Annotated in this window: 17 protein-coding genes and 2 pseudogenes; 9 read left to right on the top strand and 10 right to left on the bottom strand. The window is 51.4% G+C overall.

Going from position 1 to position 20703, the window contains the following annotated elements; translation table 11 throughout:
- Positions 1-432 precede the first annotated feature (432 nt).
- From opgB to fucO, 4 genes are all read left to right on the top strand, one after another.
- The gene (gene opgB / locus SD961_RS05720; protein ID WP_318789434.1) at positions 433-2730 is read left to right on the top strand and encodes a phosphatidylglycerol--membrane-oligosaccharide glycerophosphotransferase; all 2298 of its coding nucleotides are present in this window, start codon (positions 433-435) and stop codon (positions 2728-2730) included.
- Between the two features lie 107 nt (positions 2731-2837).
- A complete protein-coding gene (locus SD961_RS05715) occupies positions 2838-4409 on the top strand; it encodes a methyl-accepting chemotaxis protein (protein ID WP_318789433.1) in 1572 nt (523 codons plus the stop codon).
- 142 nt (positions 4410-4551) lie between these two features.
- On the top strand, positions 4552-5745 hold the full coding sequence (gene ampH / locus SD961_RS05710) for a D-alanyl-D-alanine-carboxypeptidase/endopeptidase AmpH (RefSeq protein WP_318789432.1): 1194 nt from the start codon (positions 4552-4554) through the stop codon (positions 5743-5745).
- A gap of 267 nt (positions 5746-6012) precedes the next feature.
- Positions 6013-7164 (top strand): lactaldehyde reductase, encoded by a 1152-nt coding sequence (fucO, locus tag SD961_RS05705; RefSeq protein WP_318789431.1) that lies wholly within the window; start codon positions 6013-6015, stop codon positions 7162-7164.
- A 42-nt stretch (positions 7165-7206) separates the two neighbouring features.
- On the opposite strand, the gene SD961_RS05700 is transcribed toward fucO, so the two are convergent.
- The 3 genes from SD961_RS05700 to aroD all read right to left on the bottom strand — a co-directional run bounded on the left by SD961_RS05700 (position 7207) and on the right by aroD (position 9125).
- Positions 7207-7347: a hypothetical protein gene (locus SD961_RS05700; protein WP_318789430.1), complete on the bottom strand. Its 141-nt coding sequence runs from the start codon at positions 7345-7347 to the stop codon at positions 7207-7209.
- 35 nt (positions 7348-7382) lie between these two features.
- Positions 7383-8144: a gluconate 5-dehydrogenase gene (gene idnO / locus SD961_RS05695; protein WP_318789429.1), complete on the bottom strand. Its 762-nt coding sequence runs from the start codon at positions 8142-8144 to the stop codon at positions 7383-7385.
- A 90-nt stretch (positions 8145-8234) separates the two neighbouring features.
- On the bottom strand, positions 8235-9125 hold the full coding sequence (gene aroD / locus SD961_RS05690) for a type I 3-dehydroquinate dehydratase (RefSeq protein WP_318789762.1): 891 nt from the start codon (positions 9123-9125) through the stop codon (positions 8235-8237).
- A gap of 359 nt (positions 9126-9484) precedes the next feature.
- Here aroD and SD961_RS05685 point away from each other — a divergent pair, with 359 nt between their 5' ends.
- Complete coding sequence (locus SD961_RS05685) at positions 9485-11557, top strand: FUSC family protein (protein ID WP_318789428.1); 2073 nt, start codon at positions 9485-9487, stop codon at positions 11555-11557.
- A gap of 375 nt (positions 11558-11932) precedes the next feature.
- On the opposite strand, the gene SD961_RS05680 is transcribed toward SD961_RS05685, so the two are convergent.
- The gene (locus tag SD961_RS05680; protein WP_318789427.1) at positions 11933-13129 is read right to left on the bottom strand and encodes a hypothetical protein; all 1197 of its coding nucleotides are present in this window, start codon (positions 13127-13129) and stop codon (positions 11933-11935) included.
- Positions 13130-13641: 512 nt separating this feature from the next.
- Here SD961_RS05680 and SD961_RS05675 point away from each other — a divergent pair.
- The 3 genes from SD961_RS05675 to symE all read left to right on the top strand — a co-directional run bounded on the left by SD961_RS05675 (position 13642) and on the right by symE (position 15808).
- Entirely contained in the window at positions 13642-14655 is a 1014-nt protein-coding gene (locus SD961_RS05675) for an HNH endonuclease domain-containing protein (RefSeq protein ID WP_318789426.1), read from the top strand.
- Positions 14655-15242, top strand: coding sequence for a class I SAM-dependent methyltransferase (locus SD961_RS05670; RefSeq protein ID WP_318789425.1), 588 nt, complete (start codon positions 14655-14657; stop codon positions 15240-15242). Before SD961_RS05675 ends, SD961_RS05670 begins: the two co-directional genes overlap by 1 nt.
- 224 nt (positions 15243-15466) lie before the next feature.
- A complete protein-coding gene (gene symE, locus SD961_RS05665; RefSeq protein ID WP_318789424.1) occupies positions 15467-15808 on the top strand; it encodes an endoribonuclease SymE in 342 nt (113 codons plus the stop codon).
- An 875-nt stretch (positions 15809-16683) separates the two neighbouring features.
- Here the strand turns inward: symE and SD961_RS05660 are convergent.
- On the bottom strand, positions 16684-17103 hold the full coding sequence (locus SD961_RS05660; RefSeq protein ID WP_318789423.1) for a helix-turn-helix domain-containing protein: 420 nt from the start codon (positions 17101-17103) through the stop codon (positions 16684-16686).
- Positions 17100-17411 (bottom strand): type II toxin-antitoxin system HigB family toxin, encoded by a 312-nt coding sequence (locus SD961_RS05655; RefSeq protein WP_318789422.1) that lies wholly within the window; start codon positions 17409-17411, stop codon positions 17100-17102. The genes SD961_RS05660 and SD961_RS05655 overlap by 4 nt, the downstream gene beginning before the upstream one ends.
- Positions 17412-17649: 238 nt before the next feature.
- On the opposite strand from SD961_RS05655, the pseudogene SD961_RS05650 reads away from it, so the two are divergent.
- Positions 17650-18138 (top strand): annotated as a pseudogene (locus SD961_RS05650) (Hcp family type VI secretion system effector).
- Between the two features lie 13 nt (positions 18139-18151).
- Here the strand turns inward: SD961_RS05650 and SD961_RS05645 are convergent.
- The 4 genes and pseudogenes from SD961_RS05645 to SD961_RS05630 form a co-directional block, all read right to left on the bottom strand.
- Positions 18152-18409: a hypothetical protein gene (locus SD961_RS05645; RefSeq protein ID WP_318789421.1), complete on the bottom strand. Its 258-nt coding sequence runs from the start codon at positions 18407-18409 to the stop codon at positions 18152-18154.
- A 181-nt stretch (positions 18410-18590) separates the two neighbouring features.
- Entirely contained in the window at positions 18591-18917 is a 327-nt protein-coding gene (locus SD961_RS21690; RefSeq protein WP_412916655.1) for a tlde1 domain-containing protein, read from the bottom strand.
- A 162-nt stretch (positions 18918-19079) separates the two neighbouring features.
- A pseudogene (locus SD961_RS05635) lies at positions 19080-19515 on the bottom strand (MBL fold metallo-hydrolase); the annotation flags it as partial.
- Between the two features lie 260 nt (positions 19516-19775).
- Positions 19776-20129, bottom strand: a complete 354-nt coding sequence (locus SD961_RS05630) for a hypothetical protein (protein WP_318789420.1) — start codon at positions 20127-20129, stop codon at positions 19776-19778.
- Between the last annotated feature and the right edge of the window lie 574 nt (positions 20130-20703).

Below are 20703 nucleotides of genomic sequence, written 5' to 3'. Positions count from 1 at the left end.
CCCTCGGACGACCTGCAAAAACCGCACCTGGCTGGCGGTGAGATAAAAGACTCAACGCTCCTCGCCTGTATAATGTGACTTAAATCTGAATTTCTGCATCTGACCAGCTGTTAAGCCAGCGAAATACCACATTAATTTTATTTAACAATAATAATAATTTCCCGATCACCAGGGCACGATTTCCCCTCTATCACGGCCCTTTCTGGCGATAAAACCCTTGTAATACGTTAATCTCTTCGATGTGCAATGCATACAAAGTTAAACAAAGTGTAAACAGACTGCAATAAAATGGTCAAGCGGGGACATTCTTCTGTGCTGCCTCAATATTGCCAGGGATAATTTGCTGCGCTAAATTGGCTTATTCCGCGCAGATCTTCCCCCTTTCACCGGCACAGGACGGGGATCGCGCCAGGTTGAGGATAAAAATAACTTATGGGTTCAGAATTACTTTCGCTGGTACTGTTTATTGCTTCGGTAACGCTTTACACCTGGAAAGCGGGAAGGAACAAACTTTGGTTTACCGCGATTTTGTTGTTTTTAGGCATCTATATCATTCTTAATGCCTCTTTGCTGGCGAGCAATTATTTTACCGGTGAAGGAATTAACGACGCGGTTATTTACACCATTACCAGCAGTCTGAGCGGTGCAGGGGTCAGTAAATATATTCTGCCTGCGGCCGGACTTATTGTGATTCTGGTGCTGCTGTTTATATTTTTATCCTGGGTTTTGCGCCTGCGTAAAGGGCATCGCACCAGCCAGTTCTACAGTCTGCTGGCGGTAATTCTGGCGCTGGGATCTGTTAATACCACCCCCGCCTATCAGCAGGTTGCCAGCCTGATTAAATCGCAGGTAGGAAAAGGCAACTCCGACTTCTACACCCATTATAAAGTGCCGGGGAAGCAGATTCAGGGTGATAAACCCAATCTGGTCTATATCTATGCGGAGAGCCTGGAACGCACCTATTTTGATGAAAAAGCGTTTCCGGGTCTGGCCCCCGAGCTGAGCCAGATTAAAAACAATTCCTTAGATTTCAGTAATACGGAGCAGCTGCCCGGCACGGAATACACCATCGCCGGGATGGTGGCTTCGCAATGTGGTATTCCACTGTTTGCCCCCTTTGATGGCAATGCCTCCAGCTCGCTCTCCACCTTTTACCCGCAAAACGTCTGTCTGGGCGATATTCTGAAGTCGTCTGGTTATCAGAACTACTTTTATCAGGGCGCCAGCCTGAGCTTTGCCGGTAAGGATCTGTTTCTCTCTTCCCACGGTTTTGATCATCTTTATGGCCTGAACGAACTGAAAAGCGTGGTGAAAGATCAGAGTTACCGCAACGACTGGGGTTGGTACGACGATACGCTGCTGGATGTGGTGTTTGATAAATATCTTGAGCTTGCCCGCAATAACCGCCCTTTCTCGCTGTTTGCGCTAACTGTCGATACCCATCATCCGGATGGCTTCATCTCGCGCAGCTGCCAGCGCAAAGCTTATCCATATGAAGGTCAGGCCAATAAATCGTTTGCCGCCGTGGCCTGTAGCCAGGAGCATATTGCGCGCTTGATCCAGCGCATTCAGGCTACCCCTTACTTCAAAAATACGATTATTGTGGTCAGCTCCGACCATCTGGCGATGAATAATACCGCTTACAAATATCTCAATCAGCATGACCGCAGCGACCTGTTCTTTATGGTGCGCGGGGATAATGTCAGCAGCAAAGTGATCCCGGTTAAACGCAGCACGCTGGATAATGGCGCAACCGTACTGGATGCGATGGGCGGCGACAACTTTATTGGGCTGGGGCGCAGCAGCCTCTCTTCCACTTCAATGGTTGCCACCTATCTCAATATTAAAGAGAAAATAAACGAGTGGAAACCTGACGTCATCAAACTGTGGAATTTCCCGAAGGTCATTTCAGATTACAAAATTGATACCGACAAAAATACCTTCAGCTTCTCTGGCGTGCACTTCAAGCTGCCGCTCCTGCTCTCTGTGATGCCCAATAAAATTGAGCCAAAGTTTGATGTATATCTGGCGGCTCCGCTGAAACAGCAGCTGGCAAAATTTGCGCCCGACGAGAAATTTGTCTGGATCGATCGCTGCTTTAAGATGGGCGACGTCTGGGATAAGAAGCTGGAGCTGAACCCGAACCTGTGCATAGCGGAAGGAACGCTGAATTCTCTGCCGCAGATCCAGCAGGTTAAACCGGGCCTTACGCTGGGCAGAGTAACCTTCAGCCAGACCGGCAAGCAGAGCGACGATCGCTATCAGCAGGCGGTCACGCGGCTGCGAATCAGCGATGACGACCTGCGCTATACCGCAGACCGCATTATGTTTGGTCTGCCGGGCCTGCCTGAACAGGTGCAAAAAGTGACCGGCTTATCCTTTATCGAACCCTGGGGCGGCCGCTGGTCCGATGCCAATCTGCTTCCTGAGGTCACCGTGCAGTATCTGGAACCTCTGCCAGCCAGCTTTGATCTGACGCTGACCGCGCGGGCGTTCGGCAAAAACAGCCAGCAGCCGTTCAGCATAAAAGTGGGGGATATGACCCAGAAGATCACCTTCAGCAACGGTGACAGCACGGTCAAAGTGCATTTCACTAACCCAGGCCAGGCCAGAACCATTGCGATCCAGCCACCCGCACCGGAAGAGACCGCTGAAGGCGCGGTGGACGGTTTTGCTGCCCGCAGGCTCGGGATTGGCCTGGTGAGCCTGCAAGTCACCGCCACCGAATAAATTGCGACCTGCTTCACAGATTTTCATCAAGTTTTCGCCCCCGCTGCCGATTTACTGGGCTTCGAGGGGCGTAAACAGCAAGCCCTATTTTCAGAGGGAAACATGTGATGGCATCTGTGAAAAATATGAAGGTCGGGGTTCGCCTCGGCGCAGCGTTCAGTTTGGTGATCCTGCTTTTGATCATCGTAAGCGCTACCGCAGTATTGAAAATCAACAACATAAACAGCGCAGTAGACAGTATCGTCAGCGACCGTTACGTTAAAGTTCGCCTTGCCTTTGACGTCCGTGACGGCGTGAATGAACAGATTAAGTATCTTCGCGGGATGGTGATCGATACCACGCGCCCACAATATAACGTCAAGCGTTACGGCCAGCTTGAAGACGCAACGAAAAAAACCACTCTGGCCATTGATAAAATTGCTCAGTTGCAGACAACCGCCGTAGGGAAAAAGAAAATCCAGGCCGTTATCGAAGCCGCTCAGGTTTTTGAAAATGCCAAAACGGAGCTGATCGCGATGATCCGTGCGGGCAACGCAGATGACGCTGCGGCATTTGCACTGCAAAAAATGACGCCTTCGCAAAATGCTTTTCTTAATCTGGCGACCAATTTTGCTGACTCCCAGTCCAGCCAGCTGGTGGCGGAAGGCGCGGTTGCCAACGCTGAAGGCGATACCGCCATCCAGATCACCTTAATCTTCTCTGGACTTGCCGTTGTCGCCGCAATCCTGCTGGGCTTCTTCCTGACCCGCTCTATTGTGCAGCCACTGCGTGAAGCCGTGACCATTGCCGAAAACGTGGCGGCGGGCGATCTGCGCACTGTGATCCAGGTCAGATCTACCGATGAAACCGGTCAGCTGATGCAGGCACTGCAAAACATGAATGAGAACCTGCTGCGTATCGTTACTGAAGTGCGTTCCGGTACCGACCTGATCCACACCGCTTCCAGCGAGATCTCTGCCGGTAACATGGACCTCTCTTCCCGTACTGAGCAACAGGCCAGCTCTCTGGAAGAGACCGCCTCCGCAATGGAACAGATGACTTCCACCGTGAAGCAAAATGCGGATAACGCCCGCCAGGCTAACGAACTGGCCGCGCTTGCCTCTAAAGTCGCGATCCAGAGCGGTGACGCGGTGAAACAGGTGGTCAGCACGATGGATATGATCAACGGCTCCTCCCGGAAGATTGTCGATATTATCAGCGTGATTGACGGCATCGCCTTCCAGACCAATATTCTGGCATTGAACGCAGCGGTGGAAGCGGCGCGTGCTGGTGAACAGGGCCGTGGTTTTGCGGTGGTGGCCTCTGAGGTGCGCAGCCTGGCACAACGCTCCGCTTCAGCGGCGAAAGAGATCGCACAGCTGATTCAGGACTCCGTTGCCAAGGTGGATGAAGGCGGCAGGCAGGTTGCTAAAGCGGGCACCACCATGGAAGAAGTGCTGACCAGCGTGAAAAGCGTGACCTCTATTATGGGCGAGATTTCAATTGCCAGCTCGGAACAGAGCACCGGTATTGATGAAATCAGCATGGCTATCACTCAGATGGACCAGGTTACGCAGCAGAACGCCTCGCTGGTAAATCAGTCTGCAGCAGCAGCCCAGTCGCTACAGGAGCAGGCTGAACAGCTCTCTCAGGCGATCAGCGTCTTCAAGGTAAACGACACGCACTACTCAGCAGCCTGAGTCAGTCAGATATAAAAGCGTTAACAAACGGCCGAAACGGCCGTTTGTGCATCCCATGCTTAAGCGCAAAAAAACCGTGCCGATGCCTTTGGAAGCCGGTATAAAACAGATTACTATACGAATTATCTTAAGCCTGATTCAGATGGATGTACGCACGTTGAAACCCTTTCTTCACCGTTTGCTGGCCCTGCTCGTTGTTGTGACTCCGCTCAGTGGACTGGCCGCACGAACCGCACCCGATCCGCTGCTTGCGTCCCAGATTGTTGACCGCTACGCGCAGAACATCTTCTATAACACCAAGGCGACCGGCATGGCGATGGTGGCCATTGATGCCAACCAGCGTGTATTTGCCAGCCAGGGCGCTATCCGTCCAGGCAGTAAGGTTCGCCCGCAAAAAGATTCCGTTATCCGTATCGCCAGCCTGACGAAATTGCTGACCAGCGAACTGTTAGTCAAACTCACTGAGCAGGGCGTGGTGAGGCTTGACGATCCGCTGAGTAAATATGCGCCCTCAGGCAGCAGCGTTCCCGGCTATGCCGGGCAGACTATTCGCCTGATTAATCTTGCCACCCACACCAGCGGACTTCCCCGCGAACAGCCCGGTGGCAAGCCGCATCGCCCGGTGTTTGTCTGGCCGACATACAGCCAGCGCTGGAACTGGCTGAAGAGCGCACAACTGAAAGCCGCGCCGGGCAGCCAGGCCGCTTACTCGAACCTGGCATTTGACCTGCTGGGCGATGCGCTCTCTAAAGCCGCTGGCGTACCTTATCCCACGCTTTTGCAACGAGAGATTACTCGCCCGCTGGGGATGAAAGATACCACCTTTACCCCCTCACCCGATCAGTGTGGTCGCCTGATGGTGGCCGAAAAAGGCGCAAGCCCGTGCATGAACACGCTGGCTGCCATCGGCAGCGGCGGCGTCTACTCCACCCCGGACGATATGGGCCGCTGGATGCAGCAGTTCCTCTCTTCTGATGTGCACCCCCGCACTGCACAGGCAGACCGTATTCAGACCATGATTTATCAGCGTGACCAACTGACCAGAGTTGTCGGTATGGATGTGCCAGGCAAAGCTTCTGCACTGGGTATGGGATGGGTTTATATGGCCCCGCAGGGCGGCAGGCCGGGAATTATTCAGAAAACCGGCGGCGGCGGCGGCTTTATCACCTATATGGCGATGGTGCCGCAGTACAGCGTGGGCGTATTTATAGTGGTGACCCGCTCGGCGCAGACGCACTTCACTCCCATGAGCGATGGGGTGAATAATCTGCTGACGGAACTGATTGGCAATACGCCGGACAGCGCGCAGCTTGCGGCAAGTATTATGGCTAATTAACTGAGCGGAATAAGCCTTAACCGCTCCGGAAACAGCGCTGTAAAGCCTTATGCAGATACCAGTGATAAGCACGCAAGACGCCGGGATAATGGCGGATGGTGCAAAATCATCCGACCCAGGCTCTTGATTAATTCCGCAGATTGACCTCTTCGGGACGGAAAATCTCGTCCCGAAGTGATCTTTATCAATACTCCCTTCGCTTGATCCTGCGCATATTTCCCTGCGACCTCTCTTAAAAAAATATAAAAACTTTATGCAGGAGCAGATATGCAACACAGAATGGTACTGAACGAAACCGCCTGGTTTGGCGCCGGATCTCTTTCGCAAATCGTGAATGAAGTGACGAAACGAAACTTTAAAAAAGCGCTGCTGGTAACAGATAAAACCCTCATCAAAGCGGGCGTGGTAGAGAACGTCACGGCCCTGCTGGCGAAGCACCAGCTGCCTTTTATGATTTATGACGAGGTGGTGCCAAATCCCACTATCGCCACCGTGCAGCAAGGCGTTGAGTTGTTCAAAAGGTCAGGTGCGGACTACCTGATTGCGGTCGGCGGCGGCTCGCCGCAGGATACCGCCAAAGCGATTGGCATCATTATCAATAACCCGGAGTTCGCTGACGTACGCAGCCTGGAAGGGGTTGCGCCAACACGCAACGCCAGCGTGCCGCTTATTGCCATCCCCACCACTGCCGGAACGGCCGCAGAAGTCACCATCAATTATGTGATCACCGACGAAGAGAACCGGCGCAAATTTGTCTGCGTTGATCCGCACGCTATCCCAATCCTGGCGATTATTGATGCTGAGATGATGGCGAGCATGCCGCCCGTCCTGAAAGCCGCCACCGGCATTGATGCGCTGACGCATGCCATTGAAGGGTATATCACCAAAGGCGCGTGGGAACTTAGCGATGCGCTGCATCTGAAAGCGATTCAGATCATTACCCGCTCACTGCGGGCTTCTGTTGCCGGGGAGGCAAAAGGGGTGGAAGAGATGGCGCTGGGCCAGTATATCGCGGGCATGGGCTTCTCGAACGTCGGGCTGGGGCTGGTGCACGGCATGGCGCACCCGCTGGGCGCGTTTTACAACGTTCCTCATGGCGTTGCTAACGCCATTATTCTGCCGCACGTTATGGCGTGGAATGCGGAGTTCACCGGCGAAAAATACCGGGATATTGCCCGCGCAATGGGCGTAGCAAGAGTCTGCGGCATGGATCTGAACGAAGTGCGTGCCGCTGCCGTGCAGGCGGTGAAACAGCTCTCTGCGGATGTGGGCATTCCAGCCAGGCTGCGTGATGTGGGAATGAAAGAGGAAGATATCGCCGCCCTGGCACAGGCCGCGCTGGACGATGTCTGCACCGGTGGCAATCCTCGTGAAGCAACTCTGGCGGAAATTACCGAACTTTATCGTCAGCTTTACTGAGACTAAATGGAGGGCCTGATTTCTGACGGGATCAGGCCTTTATTATTGCAGAGAGAATAGTCTTCGGGCAGAAGCCATTGCATGGCGAAAAAACCACGCCAGCACGCCGGGATAGCGCAAACCAGCAACTTTCCACAGAGACTGTGGCGGCGCTTCTGCCCCTTTAAGAGTAACGGTCACCATGATGCAGTGACCTGCCCTGTGCCACCCCTCTCAAGTTATACCGCGGCCAGCATACCGCCATCGACAAACAGCAGATGCCCGTTCACAAAGTCAGAGGCTTTAGAAGAGAGAAACACCGCCGCGCCAACCAGCTCTTCCGGGTTGCCCCAGCGGGCAGCGGGCGTGCGTTTGCAGAGCCAGTCGCTGAACTCCTGGTTATCCACCAGCGGTTTGGTCATCGGGGTGTCGAAATAGCCTGGCGCGATGCCATTCACCTGGATGTTGTAGCGGGCCAGCTCCACGCACATGCCGCGCGTCAGCATTTTCACTGCGCCCTTTGCTGCCGCATAAGGCGTGATGGTGTCGCGCCCCAGCTCGCTCTGCATGGAGCAGATATTGACGATTTTGCCCGCGTTACGGGCGATCATCCGCTTCGCCACGGTCTGGGAAACCAGAAACACGCCGGTCTGATTGGTGGCAATAATTTCATTCCACTCATTTAGCGGAAACTCGGTAAAGGGGTGACGGCGCTGAATGCCGGCATTATTAAACAGCACGTCAATCGGCCCGACAGTAGTCTCAATTTTCTCAATCGCGGCCTCCACTGCCTGCGGATCGGCAACGTTAAACACTGCCGTATGCGCGGTAAAGCCTTCATCACGCAGCGTTGCCGCCGCCCTTTCCGCCCGCTCTTCTGACGTGCCGTTAATGATGATTTCAGCGCCGTGCTGCGCCAGGCCGCGCGCCATGGTAAAGCCGATGCCCTGTGCCGCGCCGGTCACCAGAATTCTTTTATTCTCTAAGCTGAAAAGCGTCATGGGTTTTCTCCAGAGTCAGACGATGGATGGGGCTAAACGCCCGGCCGCATTGCTGCACCTGATCCAGCGGTCAGCAAAGTGCAGCGAAAGTTATTCGCCTTTGATAGCGGTGTTAACAGTCTCCAGTGCCTGCCGCAGTGACTTCGCCTCAATCTGGCCTGGCGCAGATGACTCGCCGGTCATACCAAAGGTGAGATCGGAGCCAAACACCTCGCCAGAAAGCCGCGTGATTGCGCCCAGCCCGCCCATCGACATCGTCAGCAACGGCTTGCTGGAGTAGTTTTCGCGCACCTGGTTCGTGGCATCCAACAGCCTGAGCACATCCCTGGCATCATGCGGCATCACCGCAATTTTGAGGATGTCTGCCCCCATCCGATCCTGCTTACGGAGTCGCGCTACCATCTCTGCCGTTTCCGGGGTTTTCTCGGTGTCATGGCTGGACATCACCACTTTGATCCCGGCCTGATGGGCAACCTCAAGGATCTGCTGCACCACTTCCGGCTGGCGGAACATTTCCAGATCAAGGACATCGATAAAGTGCTCGCTAATCAGCGCTTTGTACAGCGCCCCGTACTCTTGATCGCTGATTTTACGCTTGCCGCCTTCAGGCTGGGTGCGGAACGTCAGGATTAGCGGCTTGCCGTTTGCCACTGCCACAATCTGTTTTCCCAGAGCAGCGACCCGGCCTGCATCGGTGGCGAAATCCAGGTAGTCAATGCGGTATTCGATCAGATCTGCGTCGGGGTTTTCACCAATGGTTTTAGCCTGAGCCAGTACCTGCTCCGCCGTGCTGCCCGTAGTGGGAACGATAATTTTCGGCGCGCCCTGGCCGATTACGGTATTTTTTATCTTCACCGGTGTTGCCTCCCTTAACGTTGCTGCCACTGCTGGCTCGCTGCCTGCTGCCCATACTGATGAGGAGAGCAGCGCCCCGCTTTCTCCCCCAAGCAGCAATGCCATCACAATAACAGAATGTCGCATAGTCACTCTTTACTCCTTCAGCCATGCGGGAACCGCTACGAATATTTTTTATGGTTCCCGGCTATTTGCTGCTCGCTAACTGACGCGTGGTTGATATTTATCATAGACAAGCTTAATAGTTCAGATGTTATCCGCAAGCTGCATCCTGCTGTTTTGTCTGGCACAAACTCAACAGGCAGCACTATTGATCATTACCGCCTCTGTTGCGGATAAAGATTGCCTGTACAGTTTCCACCATCATTAATCACGCCTCGGGAATATTTATTTTTATGACGAAACAATTTGTCGTAGTAATCACCGTGAATTGAGCGCCTGTTCTGGCAGGATGCTGCGCACTTAGCGCGTCTCTGGTAGTTGTCATGCAGTGGTTTTCGAAGAATGCCGTTCTTTTTTCATTAAAGACCTGTCTTGCCGCTTTTCTTGCTCTTTATCTCTCGCTTGAACTTAATCTGGATAAACCTGCCTGGGCGCTGACCACCGTCTACGTCTCTTCCCAGCTCTATTCCGCCTCTACCTTTTCCAAATCGCTCTTTCGCCTGCTGGGCACCCTGCTGGGCGGATTTTTTATCTTCCTGATTTACCCTGAAACCGTGCAGTCTCCCATGCTGTTCAGTCTGTGCGTTTCGCTGTGGGTGAGCTTTTGCCTCTATCTGTCGCTGCATGACCGCACGCCCAAAAGCTATGTGTTTATGCTGGCGGGTTACAGCGCGGCTATCATGGGTTTTCCCTCGGTTACCCAACCGCTCTCTATTACCGGGACGGTGATTTCGCGTATTGAAGAGATTGCGCTTGGCGTCACCTGTAGCAGCATGATCCATGGACTGCTGCTGCCCGTTTCGATGCGCAGTCTGCTGGAGCAGAGCGTCACCGTCTGGTATCAGAACGGACGCAAGCTGTGCAGCGATCTTCTGAACGGCATTACTAAAGAGTCGGCACCGGAGCGGGAAGAGATCCTGATCCGTATGGCGCAGTATCCGCAGCAGGTCGAGACGCTGATCACGCACTGCGTGTATGAGGGCGACGCCGCGCGCAGGCTGATCCGCCTGGTCAGCGTACAGTACCGGCATCTCTCTTACCTGATCCCGACACTGATCGCGATTGAAGGCCGCCTGCACCAGATGGCGCAGTTGAATATTCGCTTTCCCGAAGCGGTAGCGCTGCTCTTTCAGCAATTTTTGCTGTGGCTGAACGCTGATGAGCGCGTCAGGGAAAGCCTGGATATTCAGGCTTCTCTTGCCGCCAGTCAACGAGATCTCAGAAACGCCTGGCGGCAGGGAACGCTGCCCGTAAGCGAATGCCTGATGTTAACGGGACTGCTGGAACGCCTTGCTGATTTTGTGCGCATCGCCGGGGCTTATCACAGCGTGAGCCATCTGGTCAGCGATTTATCGGGCGATACCAGCCTCGCCCGTAAGGAACGATCGCGCCCTCATACTGACACCGGCCTTGTGCTGCTCTCCGCCACGACCTCTTTCCTGGCAACCTTTTCTGCCTGTCTGCTCTGGATGGGCACCGCCTGGCGGGAAGGCGCCTCCGCACCGATGATGGCCGCGATCCTCAGCTCCTTTTTCGCCAGTGCAGATACGCCGGGCAACCCGATGAAGCTGTTTATTAAAGGTACGGTGCTCTCTATTGTTATCAGCGTGCTCTACGTGGCGGTGCTGATCCCGCAGGCCCTCACTTTTGAAGGTCTGATGCTCTGCCTGGTTCCGGGGCTTTTCGCACTTGGGTTGGTGATTGCGAACCCCGCTACAAATATGATCGGCCTGAGCGCCGCCATTCAGATCCCAGGGTTGCTTGGTATGAGTCATCACCTCAGGCCCGACCTGCCTGGCGCCATTAACACGGCGATTGCTTCCATGACCGGCATCCTTATTGCGGTGGTCATCACCGCTCTGATCCGCAACAAGCGCCCCTCCTGGATTGCCCAACGGGCGGTGCGTTCGGGTGTGCGTGAGCTGCTGCGCTTTGTAAAGGAGATAGAGCGAAACGGCTCTTCCCTGCTGGCGCGTCAGCACTTTATTACCGACATGCTGGAGCGAGTGAACATCATTCTGCCGCGTATGCGCCTTGATCCGCATCCCGACCTGCTTCTGGCAGGTAACCTGGTTTCCGAGGTGTGGCTGGGGGTGAATTGCTATGACTATTACGCCCGCAGCCGGGAGCTTCTGGGTCAGCATCACCTCGACAGCGGCCAGATGTTCCACGAGCTGGCGCTGTTTTTGAAACGCCGGATGAAGTCGCTCAAGGCTAACCCGCATACCGGCCTGCTGGATGAGCTTGATCTGTTGTTGCTGGAGCTGGAAGTCTTAGCGGTAAAAGATGAGCAACTGTTTACGCCGCTGTTCCATCTGTACGGTATCCGCCTTTCGATTTTTCCTGAACAGGGCTGGCCTGCGAGAGAGTTGGGGTACTTGCGGGGACGGCGGTGATTTTTGGGGGGAACTCTTTTCTCATGCCGCTCGCGCGGCATCTGATAATAAGCTGCATACTCCCCGCCCAAAAGTATTGAAATGGGTCAGGCTGACAGAGACGCTGCGTCAGCCCCTTAATAAGATTTGGCTTTCCGCTACGATTTAAGGGGGCGTATCATTTCACCCACTCGTCTGCTGCTTGATCCTGAGCGGGCTTCGTTTAAGTCGGCACCCCTTTGATTTCACGGAAAGAACCCTCCGGATGCGTCAAATGTTCTCTGTTTTGATCATCCGATGCCGAGGGATTTAGCCTGAGTCAAACGCCACAATGAGGAAGGGATCATGAAGTCTCCTTTATGCCAATTTTGTAAAAATAACAGCGTGACTGGCGCTTTATGACGCGCCAGAATCTTTCAGTTGCTGATTTAATTTTTCAATAAACTGGTTATCAAAAACTTGCGCGTCGCGGCGGGAGCCTGGTGTTGAATTAGTCGAAGAAGATGAAGCGTTATCGTTTAACTGTTGCAACAAATCGCTTCTCATCTGATCGCTGATAACCTGGCCGAACCGACGTCCGGATAATTGTGGGCTGGCTGCTTCAGACGAGCTTCCACTGGGATGGTTGCTCTGTGCCTCTGTGAGCGATCCCGTACCCTCTTGGGTTAATTCAGGATTATTCGCCGGATTTTGCATCCAGTGATCGTCATGAAAATCGCTGAACTCTTCTTTAGTGAACTGGAATTGCGGACCACGAGGTACGACTGCAGAGGCCGCGGAGGAAAGCACAGGCTCTGGCGCTTTGCTTTTCCCTGAGTTGCTCTGAAAAGGTGACATGATCAGCTTACGCGCTTTGGCACCAAGAACAGCGGCGTGTGCGGCGGGCAGCGCTGTCGCCCGGCTTTTGTAATCCCCCTTGTTAACGTAAGAATCAGCGAGCTTACTTGCCATTTGTCTGTGCATGGTCTGGTTCTGAAAACGTTTAATATCTTTATCGAGTGCTTTTGCTTCCGCTTCGGGATTCTGGCCAGTGGTGTGCTGCAACTTCAGGGAATCGGAAGCAGTAGCGGTGGGATCATTTCCCGGCTGATGCGCCTTTACCTCCGGCAGATGTCGCGCATTCTGCATTACCACCAGTTGAATGTTGCCCACCTCACTCTCAAAGAAGCGCTCTTCGCGGAAAGCCAGCGCTTCCAGCTCAAGCTTATCGTTATGCGGCATGAAGTTTGCCAGCAGTATGCCTTTACGGCCATCCAGAATCGTGGCGACGCCAAATTGAGATACCGGTTTCTCACTGACTGGGTTTTCCATAAAGCTACCTTTATCGAGTGCCCTGGAGACTGAAGAAGCCAGGGACTTTTCAGTCAAAGAGCCATGCGCTTGCAGGCGCGAAAGATAGTCATGACTGCGCGGTGTAAGCTGATTTTTCAGGTTGTCTGCTGAGGAAAGGGCTGAACCTTTTATCTCTGGAGTCGTGATTTTATCTGTAGTCGTAGTCTGCGATTGCTGAACAGAGGCAGAAGACGGAGGACGATTAATCTGCATAGTTTTACCCGTGCAAAATGGATAGTTAGCACCGTTAGTGGCAAACATCTACAGCGGGTTTCATTGCAAATTGCTCTGGCTGTACAAAACAATCGAGGCATGCTTTCCAGGCGGCTCCCAAATTATGCGTCTGTGAAACCCTACTCCCCTGTTCCCTGATAAGGAGATGTTCATCAGAAATGAGGAGCGACCAGTAGCACAGCCGCTCGTTAGTAAGGAAAAACACTTTCCATTCCCTGCCAGCGGATTACCCGACGAAAGTCTCTGACATGTTTAGTATGTCTCTGGTTTAAGGATGCCTGCCCGATACAGGCAAATGTATTAAGAGCCTGCAGATCTTCCTTTCCGGTATTGATGGCCTTCAACATTCACTGGGAGCGTTACAGAAGCTTCAGCATGCCAATCTGGTGCTATCGGCACAATAAATCCTGATATTTATAGAGGCTGCTTTTTATGCTGCTCTGGTGAGGCATTTTTTTCTGAGGTTTACATTTAATGCATTCTGTTATGTGATCGCGTAATTCCGATTCTTTCGAGCCGCCTCACAAAACAGGACCTTTATGCGTTTCTATCAGGCCGATCCCAAGCTGGAGCATTACTGGCGTGGGGTGATCCTTTTTGGCAGGAATGTCGCATCTTACAAATTCGCTCTAGCTCATGCGCTGTATGACCTGAAGCAGCCAGACAATGATCTGATCCCCCTTGAAACGCTGGCGGTTCCTTTTGCGCGCCATATTTGCGCACATCTTAAGCTGGCACCTAAACAGATCACCAGCCAGCGAAGCCAGTTCCTGGATGCCTGCTTACAATTCAACAACGGTGATATCACAGAAGACCAGTTGACCGGGATTACCGTTAAACTCGGTTTTGCCGCAGTGATTAATGCTTTTCATAACGTTAATCAGGCTGAGATCGACAAGCGCTTCTTTCTGGATGAACGCAAAATGTCAAAAGGCATACGCCTGACCGACAACTATTATTACCTGACAGAAAACAATCAATTCCCGAACCTGATACAGGAAACCGATGCGCGCTGGCGGCTGGTTGAGGAAGCCTGGGCAATGGGTGTTTCACGTAACCTGATAGCGGTGGAATATGACAATGACAGCAAGATGCTGTTCAGCCGCCGCAGCAATCAACGCATCAATATTACCAGTTGCCGTGACAGCCTGAACGGTTACCAGAAAGGCTACTGCTTCTACTGTTTCCGCCCTGTCAGCGTAGTAATGGCAGAAGAAAATCTTGCCGATGTCGATCACTTTCTGCCCTTCACGCTTAATGACGCTATCAGTAATCTGGATGGCGTCTGGAACCTGGTTCTGGCCTGTCAAAGCTGCAACCGTGGTGCTAAGGGAAAGTTTGCCAGGATACCATCGACAAAACTGCTTCAGCGCCTGCATGACCGTAACGAGTATTTCATTAATAGCCACCTTCCTCTGCGTGAAACCTTGATCCGACAGACTGGCAACACACCAGCACTACGGCATAATTTCCTGCAGCAGCGCTGGCAGAGAGCGAAGAATACGCTACTGCATGAATGGGAACCTACCGCACAGGGAGACGGGATTTTCTGATGAACGACGACTACTACCAGCAGAACGCACAGCGTTTTTACGACGACACGGTGAACGTGAATATGTCCGTCCTGTACGAACCTTTTCTGGCGCACCTGAAGCCCGGTGCGCAGATCCTTGATGCCGGTTGCGGTTCGGGCCGCGATACCAGAGCCTTCAGCGATCTGGGCTTTGAAGTGGAGGCTTTTGATGCTTCTGCGGAGCTGGTTGAACGCGCCAGGCAGTTAACCAGCAGACAGATTGAAGTGATGCGTTTTCAGGAGATGACAGCGGTTGAGAAGTACGACGGCATCTGGTGTTGCGCTTCGCTGCTGCATGTACCTGAAACAGAGTTGCCTGAAGTGATGGCGCTGCTGGCACGGGCATTGAAACCGGGTGGCGTCTGGTATTTGTCGTTTAAGTACGGCCGTGGAGAACGGGAAAAGGATGGCCGGGTGTTTACTGATATGGATGAGGCTGCGTTACAAGGATTAGCTGCCGGTTCAGGGATAAAAGTAGATCTTATCGATATCTGGAAAACCGAAGATTTGCGCGCAGGACGTGATTCGGAGATATGGCTGAATATATTACTGGCGAGGCGAGCATAATAAAAACATCAAATATGACGCCTGTCATTCAAACTAATACGATAATTAAATTTTCATGGCTTTCATTAATTTTGCGAGCAATATTTAATTTCACGCACAAAAATTAAATCGTCTATGGATCGTTTTTATCAGCTGGATATAATTACAGCGTAATTCAATCGCGATGCGAATGTGCGGAAACACATTCACACCGCTGACCACAACAACTATCAGGAGTAGTTATCATGGCTGAGCAAGATTGTAATGCAAAAGTAGAAGCGAAAGAAGTCACAGGTTCCGCAGTACGTCGGATAAAAGTGAGCTATGCGAGGACCTTTCCAGATTATGAACAAATCCCCTCGCTGGCGATGAAGGGAAAATGGCTGGCTGAGGCTGGCTTTGATACCGGAACGGTGGTTGATATGCGGGTGATGAAAGGATGTCTGGTGCTGACCGTCCGTCCGCCGGAACCTGAAGAACCGGAGCTGATGAAGTCATTACGGCAGGTTTGTAAGTTCTCTGCCCGCAAGCAACGGCAGGTGCAGGCGTTTATAAATATTGTCGGTGCCAGGCGGGTTCGTGGATAATCTGGGCTTCTTTTCCCGGTCTGATGACCGGGATAATATGTTCGGCTTCAGGCTGTTCTTTATCGTAAGTTTTGCGGAAACAATAAGTCTGACTGGAAATGCCCGGCCTTATGAATAACAGGCCCGGTTTGCTTCTTAAATGGAGCTGTATCATTTCAAAATATCTGTTTAAATTTCATAAAAAAAGTATAAATTTATGAAATTATTTAAGACGAAAAAGGGATTTTTTACGTTCCATGCATAAGGATATGACGTAACTTTAAATGCTGACCTACTACGCCGCAGCGCATATTCTGCCCTACTGGCACTATTATCACCCCCTTTACTTCCCGCCCAGGTTGCCCTTACCCTTTTTATTTACTTGCCTGCATCATGCCATAGGAGTAATAATTCGGCGCAGGCATGAAATATTATGACTACTGGCGTTAACCTCCGATAAAAACCACATAATAAAACATTTAGCGCCTTGCAATTTATACATTAAACATATCAGATAAAGCTGTGATAAATAAAACGAGGTTTTCGCGGACAACCCCCGGCAATATAAAGCGTTTTTTCAGCGTGATGTGTGAAGACCAGCCCGCATGAGGCGGCGGTAATCATGGCAGGCTTGCCCACTGTCAGGCATACGGCACAGATCTTCTTATCCATCGGAACCTCTGAAAAGAAAAAGCCGCAGGTGGGCGGCTTGTTATACAGAAACTTAAATCTATGGTGGCAACCCGTTGCGCTGGCTTGTGCCGTCCGTGGAAGTTTGAAAAGAGTCCCATCAGCACCGGGCTATGTGTTGATTGTGCAGAAAGTCACTTGTAGCGTGTCAATGCTTTTTTGCGAGGGAATAAAAAACCCGCTGTTACGCGGGCTCGTGTCGGAGATTAGAGGAACCATTGCGGCTTGACGCCGAACCGGTCCGAAAGTGCCTTGATATGTGAGATCGTCAGGGAACGCTGGCCAGAAAGGATTTGGCTCACCAAAGATTTTGAGCCGATCTCACCCTTCAGGTCAGAGTAGGATAATTTATGCTGGTCAATCAACGTACGCAGCAGCGCGACGCCCACCGGCATTTCGGCGACCTGTTTGTTGAACTCCGCAAAACGTTCGCTGTTGTCTTCGTAGTCGGCGATTTTAGCCGCCAGAAAGTCAATCAGTGGGTTTTCGTCGTCATTGTCAATCAGGTAGTCCACCAGCTCCAGGGCGTCACGGTAGTCCTTCTCAGCAGTGCTGCCCCCCAGCAGGGGGACAGCAGCTATTAGTTGTTTCGTTGCTTCGATAGCTTTTGTGGTGTCAGCGATCATTCTTTGTTCTCCCGATAGTAGCGAGTCAGCCTACCGTATTCTGCGTGGGTGGCGATGTGCTTCACGTAGAAGCGCTTGTTCACAAAGTTGATGTAGGCGATTACTCGCAGATTATTACCACCAACATCTAAAACCCACCATTTGTTACGGTACTTAAAATTGTCGAAACTTGGCACGGCGGCGCGAAGTTCATCAGGCGATTTAAAATCCGTTTCGCGTACCAGGCGATACAGCGCCTTTATGGCTGTTGCATCGTTTGGAAAGAGCCTTGCCGCTTGCTCAAATGGCTCTTTGGAAATGACGTGCATTGAGAGATTCCCTTCAGGCGTTTACATTATGTAAACACTATAGCCCACAATAACCACTGTGGCAATACGGCTCTATATGGGGGCAGTTTGGATACCGAAAATTATTGTACGGTTAACGCATTATTTAACCAGCCTGGATGTAGGCCGTTTTGGAAACGAAAATTTGATCGTTTACTCGTCAACCCATAAAGCCTACAATTTTTGCAGGGATTTAATAACAACATGAGTAAAAAGGAAAATGCCAATTCCCGCGAATATGTGGCTGAAGGACGACGGCGACGCAGACATCAAAGGCTCTGTCGATGTATAAGACCGTGAGAGTAGTATTGAGATTATCGGCCTGTCGCATGGATTAACGTTACCAGTCGATACAGCGAGTGGTAAAATTACAGGTACCCGCCAGCATTCATCTATGATGCTGTAGAAAGAAATTGACAGTTCATCGCCATACCTTAACCGTGCAGCAGTGACTGGACAGGCATTGAAAAGCGCAGAGATCCGTTTCTTTAAAATCAACGATGCGGGCCAAGAGGTCTGTTACTACAAAATCATACTGGAAAACGTGAAGGTAACGAGCGTTAATACGTCGATTCCGAACACGAAGCTCTACAGCTCGCAGATTAACCACGTCGAACACATCAGCCTGAACTACGAAAAAATCATTTGGCACTATGTTGATGGTAACGTGCAGTTTGCCGATGCATGGAACGAGCGCAAAACGACTTAGTGATAGTGCGCCATCACCGGCGCACTTTTCGAATCCCCCACATTGATGTCAGGTATCCCACCACGGCGAACACTAGCGAACACACCACCCACGTCAGCACCCACAGATCATCAAAATTTTCCTGGCTTGAGTATCCATGTACCCATTGCGCAAATCGCTCAGAAGTGTAAAGGCTAATAAACTTCACCGGGTAAATAAAGCGCGTGCCAATATAGAACAACACGGCAAACCAGGCGATTTTATCCAGCCTACGGGCAAATGTTATAGCCATTATTGACTACCTCGATCATACCGTAGGCTTTCAGGTCTTTCATACAAGGCACCTGTATTTGCGTCGTAGCTAACAATGCATTACGCAGCGTGCAAAAATCGGCGTTGCTCACAAGGGTAATGCAGGCGTCAGACAGTACGCCCGGATGCAGTCGAAAATGCTCACGTTTAACACCTTCAATTCAGAGAGTGTCGTCTATATTCCAGTCGTTCGGATAGAGTGCAAACCATTCTGAATGGGAAAATTCAGCGCCATTTGCTTGTTTGTTGTACTCGTCTTTCACGAAAGCGATAATCTTTGAAATAGTGCCACCGCTGCCACGACTGACAATCCAGTAACACCCTTCGGGGATTGGCCCATCGCCTGCGGGCTTACCTGAATATTTGCCGCATCCGCCGCGATTTTTGTACGCCCCGTTGCCCGTAAATGCCATAAACGTTTCCACGCCGGGGAACTCAAGCGGCGCAATATCCGCACCATTTAAAAGCATTTTTCCATTAAGAGCCATTCGCTAATCCCTTATAAATTTGTGGGTTTAGTTTACAGCAAGTGAGACCATTTTTTAACAAACAAAACGTAATTGATTAAGAAGGGGCTGTTTAGGATAGTGAAATTAATGTTCGCCGTAATCTATGTTTAATCAGAGGGGGCAGATTGTTCCAGCGTTGCCATCCCCCAGTAGTTCACCCCATTGCGCATCTGCATACAGTTCGTTACTGCCGTGCTGCCCGTCGGTTTTATAAATAGTCAGGCCATCAACAAAGTGATTTTCATCTTTGATGAACGCGGATGTTAAGAAAACCCTGAGAACGGATCAGCGCCGCGTCACTCTCATTCTGCGTATAGATAAGCATATCTTTGGGAACAGCCTGCTGCGCCGCTTCATCCCAGTGATCGGTATGAGTATGGGTCAGGATAACGGCATCAACAGCCAGTAAATCTTCTACAGCCACAGGCAGGGAAACCATGGGATTACGCAAATGCGGGCGGGCATTCCCGGCAAAGCCCTTCCAGGCTTCCTTTTCTGCCAGTATCGGGTCGATAAAAAATTTTTTACCGGCATACTCCAGCAGAAGCGTGGCGTTGCGGATTTGCGTTAATTTCATTGATAGCTCCAGTCATTCATCAGATTTTAGGGCTAATCCACCGCGTTTGCCGTTGTCTGGCAGGATGGATGCGAGTGGGTTCACTATAAGATGAAGAGGGAACAGGCCGTGATATGCTCTCAGGTCATTAGTCGATGGAATCAGGTCAATCGAAATGGTGCAGGTTTAACTAGCCTTTCGCCGCCAGAAAGCCTGCCCAAAGGTAACAGAAGAAAGGGTTGATAAAGGAAACGGCCAGCGTCGGGCTGTAGGGATCAGCATCACTTTTTGCAATAGGTAATCATTGCCGATATCGCTGAATGAAGTTCAGGTATATGCCGGGCATAAAAGAAGTCTACGCTGGTCTGATTATTACCAAAATCAGACACATCAAGTGAGGCGACGTTTTCCATGCGGCTGTTTTGTAAATAGAAACGATCGCTCCCACCCGGCAAAGGATCGCTGGGGATCAGTGAAAGGTGCTGGCTAATTGCTGAATCATAAAGGCAATTTTCCACTAACTGCTTATGACCATCGAAATAAGCCACTTTCAACTCTGGATGCAGGCCACCAGGCACAGGGTCGATACAACCGCTGAGCAAAAAAGTCAGCAGAAGCAGGCACGTTTTCTTCATATTGTCGTTTACCTTTATTATTAACCTTTTGATAGTTATCAATTTACCCCATCAAACATCAATGCGGCTTAAACTTTATTCTTTAGCAAACGATAACTTTTTTATTACATTTACCGACGTTACCGTTGGCAGCGGGTTTAATGTCGAAGTGATAAATTTACTGCCGTTGTGATGATGCTTATCTGAAGATAAGGCGTAACTAGCATTCCGGCATAGTCATGGATAGTAGCTTAAAAGAACGCGGGGAAGGGTTAGCCAGCCAAACCTCACCAGCATCCGCTGGCATCACAACCGCTGATTTTTGACCTGCGATGACGGGGATGCCCTGAGTGGTCAAAAGTTCAGTTTCTGACGGAGTGTTAAGGCTGATACCTGCCGATGTTTAATCATAAGCCAGGGTAAATTTAGCGGCTGTATGGGTACTTTTATACTCCCCCAAAGTGTTGCCGCTCCCGTCAACACCATGATTCCCCCAGTTCTGCTACACACTGTAATGAAGAATTTTCTTCGCAAGTGCTCTGCTCCTGGCCCGGCCTGCCGGGCGCTATCCCCTTTTTAGTGCTTTTGAATTTTT

The sequence above is a fragment of the Erwinia sp. MMLR14_017 genome, assembly GCF_033657285.1.
Classification (GTDB): Bacteria; Pseudomonadota; Gammaproteobacteria; order Enterobacterales; family Enterobacteriaceae; genus Erwinia.
Note: the sequence above shows the minus strand (reverse complement) of the source record. Positions and strands in the feature narration are given on the sequence as shown.

Bases quoted from the DNA above. Each gene is read 5' to 3' on its own strand.
- opgB (WP_318789434.1), top strand. From the start codon at position 433: ATGGGTTCAGAATTACTTTCGCTGGTACTGTTTATTGCTTCGGTAACG.
- SD961_RS05715 (WP_318789433.1), top strand. From the start codon at position 2,838: ATGGCATCTGTGAAAAATATGAAGGTCGGGGTTCGCCTCGGCGCAGCG.
- ampH (WP_318789432.1), top strand. From the start codon at position 4,552: ATGGATGTACGCACGTTGAAACCCTTTCTTCACCGTTTGCTGGCCCTG.
- fucO (WP_318789431.1), top strand. From the start codon at position 6,013: ATGCAACACAGAATGGTACTGAACGAAACCGCCTGGTTTGGCGCCGGA.
- SD961_RS05700 (WP_318789430.1), bottom strand. From the start codon at position 7,347: ATGGTGACCGTTACTCTTAAAGGGGCAGAAGCGCCGCCACAGTCTCTG.
- idnO (WP_318789429.1), bottom strand. From the start codon at position 8,144: ATGACGCTTTTCAGCTTAGAGAATAAAAGAATTCTGGTGACCGGCGCG.
- aroD (WP_318789762.1), bottom strand. From the start codon at position 9,125: ATGCGACATTCTGTTATTGTGATGGCATTGCTGCTTGGGGGAGAAAGC.
- SD961_RS05685 (WP_318789428.1), top strand. From the start codon at position 9,485: ATGCAGTGGTTTTCGAAGAATGCCGTTCTTTTTTCATTAAAGACCTGT.
- SD961_RS05680 (WP_318789427.1), bottom strand. From the start codon at position 13,129: ATGTTTGCCACTAACGGTGCTAACTATCCATTTTGCACGGGTAAAACT.
- SD961_RS05675 (WP_318789426.1), top strand. From the start codon at position 13,642: ATGCGTTTCTATCAGGCCGATCCCAAGCTGGAGCATTACTGGCGTGGG.
- SD961_RS05670 (WP_318789425.1), top strand. From the start codon at position 14,655: ATGAACGACGACTACTACCAGCAGAACGCACAGCGTTTTTACGACGAC.
- symE (WP_318789424.1), top strand. From the start codon at position 15,467: ATGGCTGAGCAAGATTGTAATGCAAAAGTAGAAGCGAAAGAAGTCACA.
- SD961_RS05660 (WP_318789423.1), bottom strand. From the start codon at position 17,103: ATGATCGCTGACACCACAAAAGCTATCGAAGCAACGAAACAACTAATA.
- SD961_RS05655 (WP_318789422.1), bottom strand. From the start codon at position 17,411: ATGCACGTCATTTCCAAAGAGCCATTTGAGCAAGCGGCAAGGCTCTTT.
- SD961_RS05645 (WP_318789421.1), bottom strand. From the start codon at position 18,409: ATGGCTATAACATTTGCCCGTAGGCTGGATAAAATCGCCTGGTTTGCC.
- SD961_RS21690 (WP_412916655.1), bottom strand. From the start codon at position 18,917: ATGGCTCTTAATGGAAAAATGCTTTTAAATGGTGCGGATATTGCGCCG.
- SD961_RS05630 (WP_318789420.1), bottom strand. From the start codon at position 20,129: ATGAAGAAAACGTGCCTGCTTCTGCTGACTTTTTTGCTCAGCGGTTGT.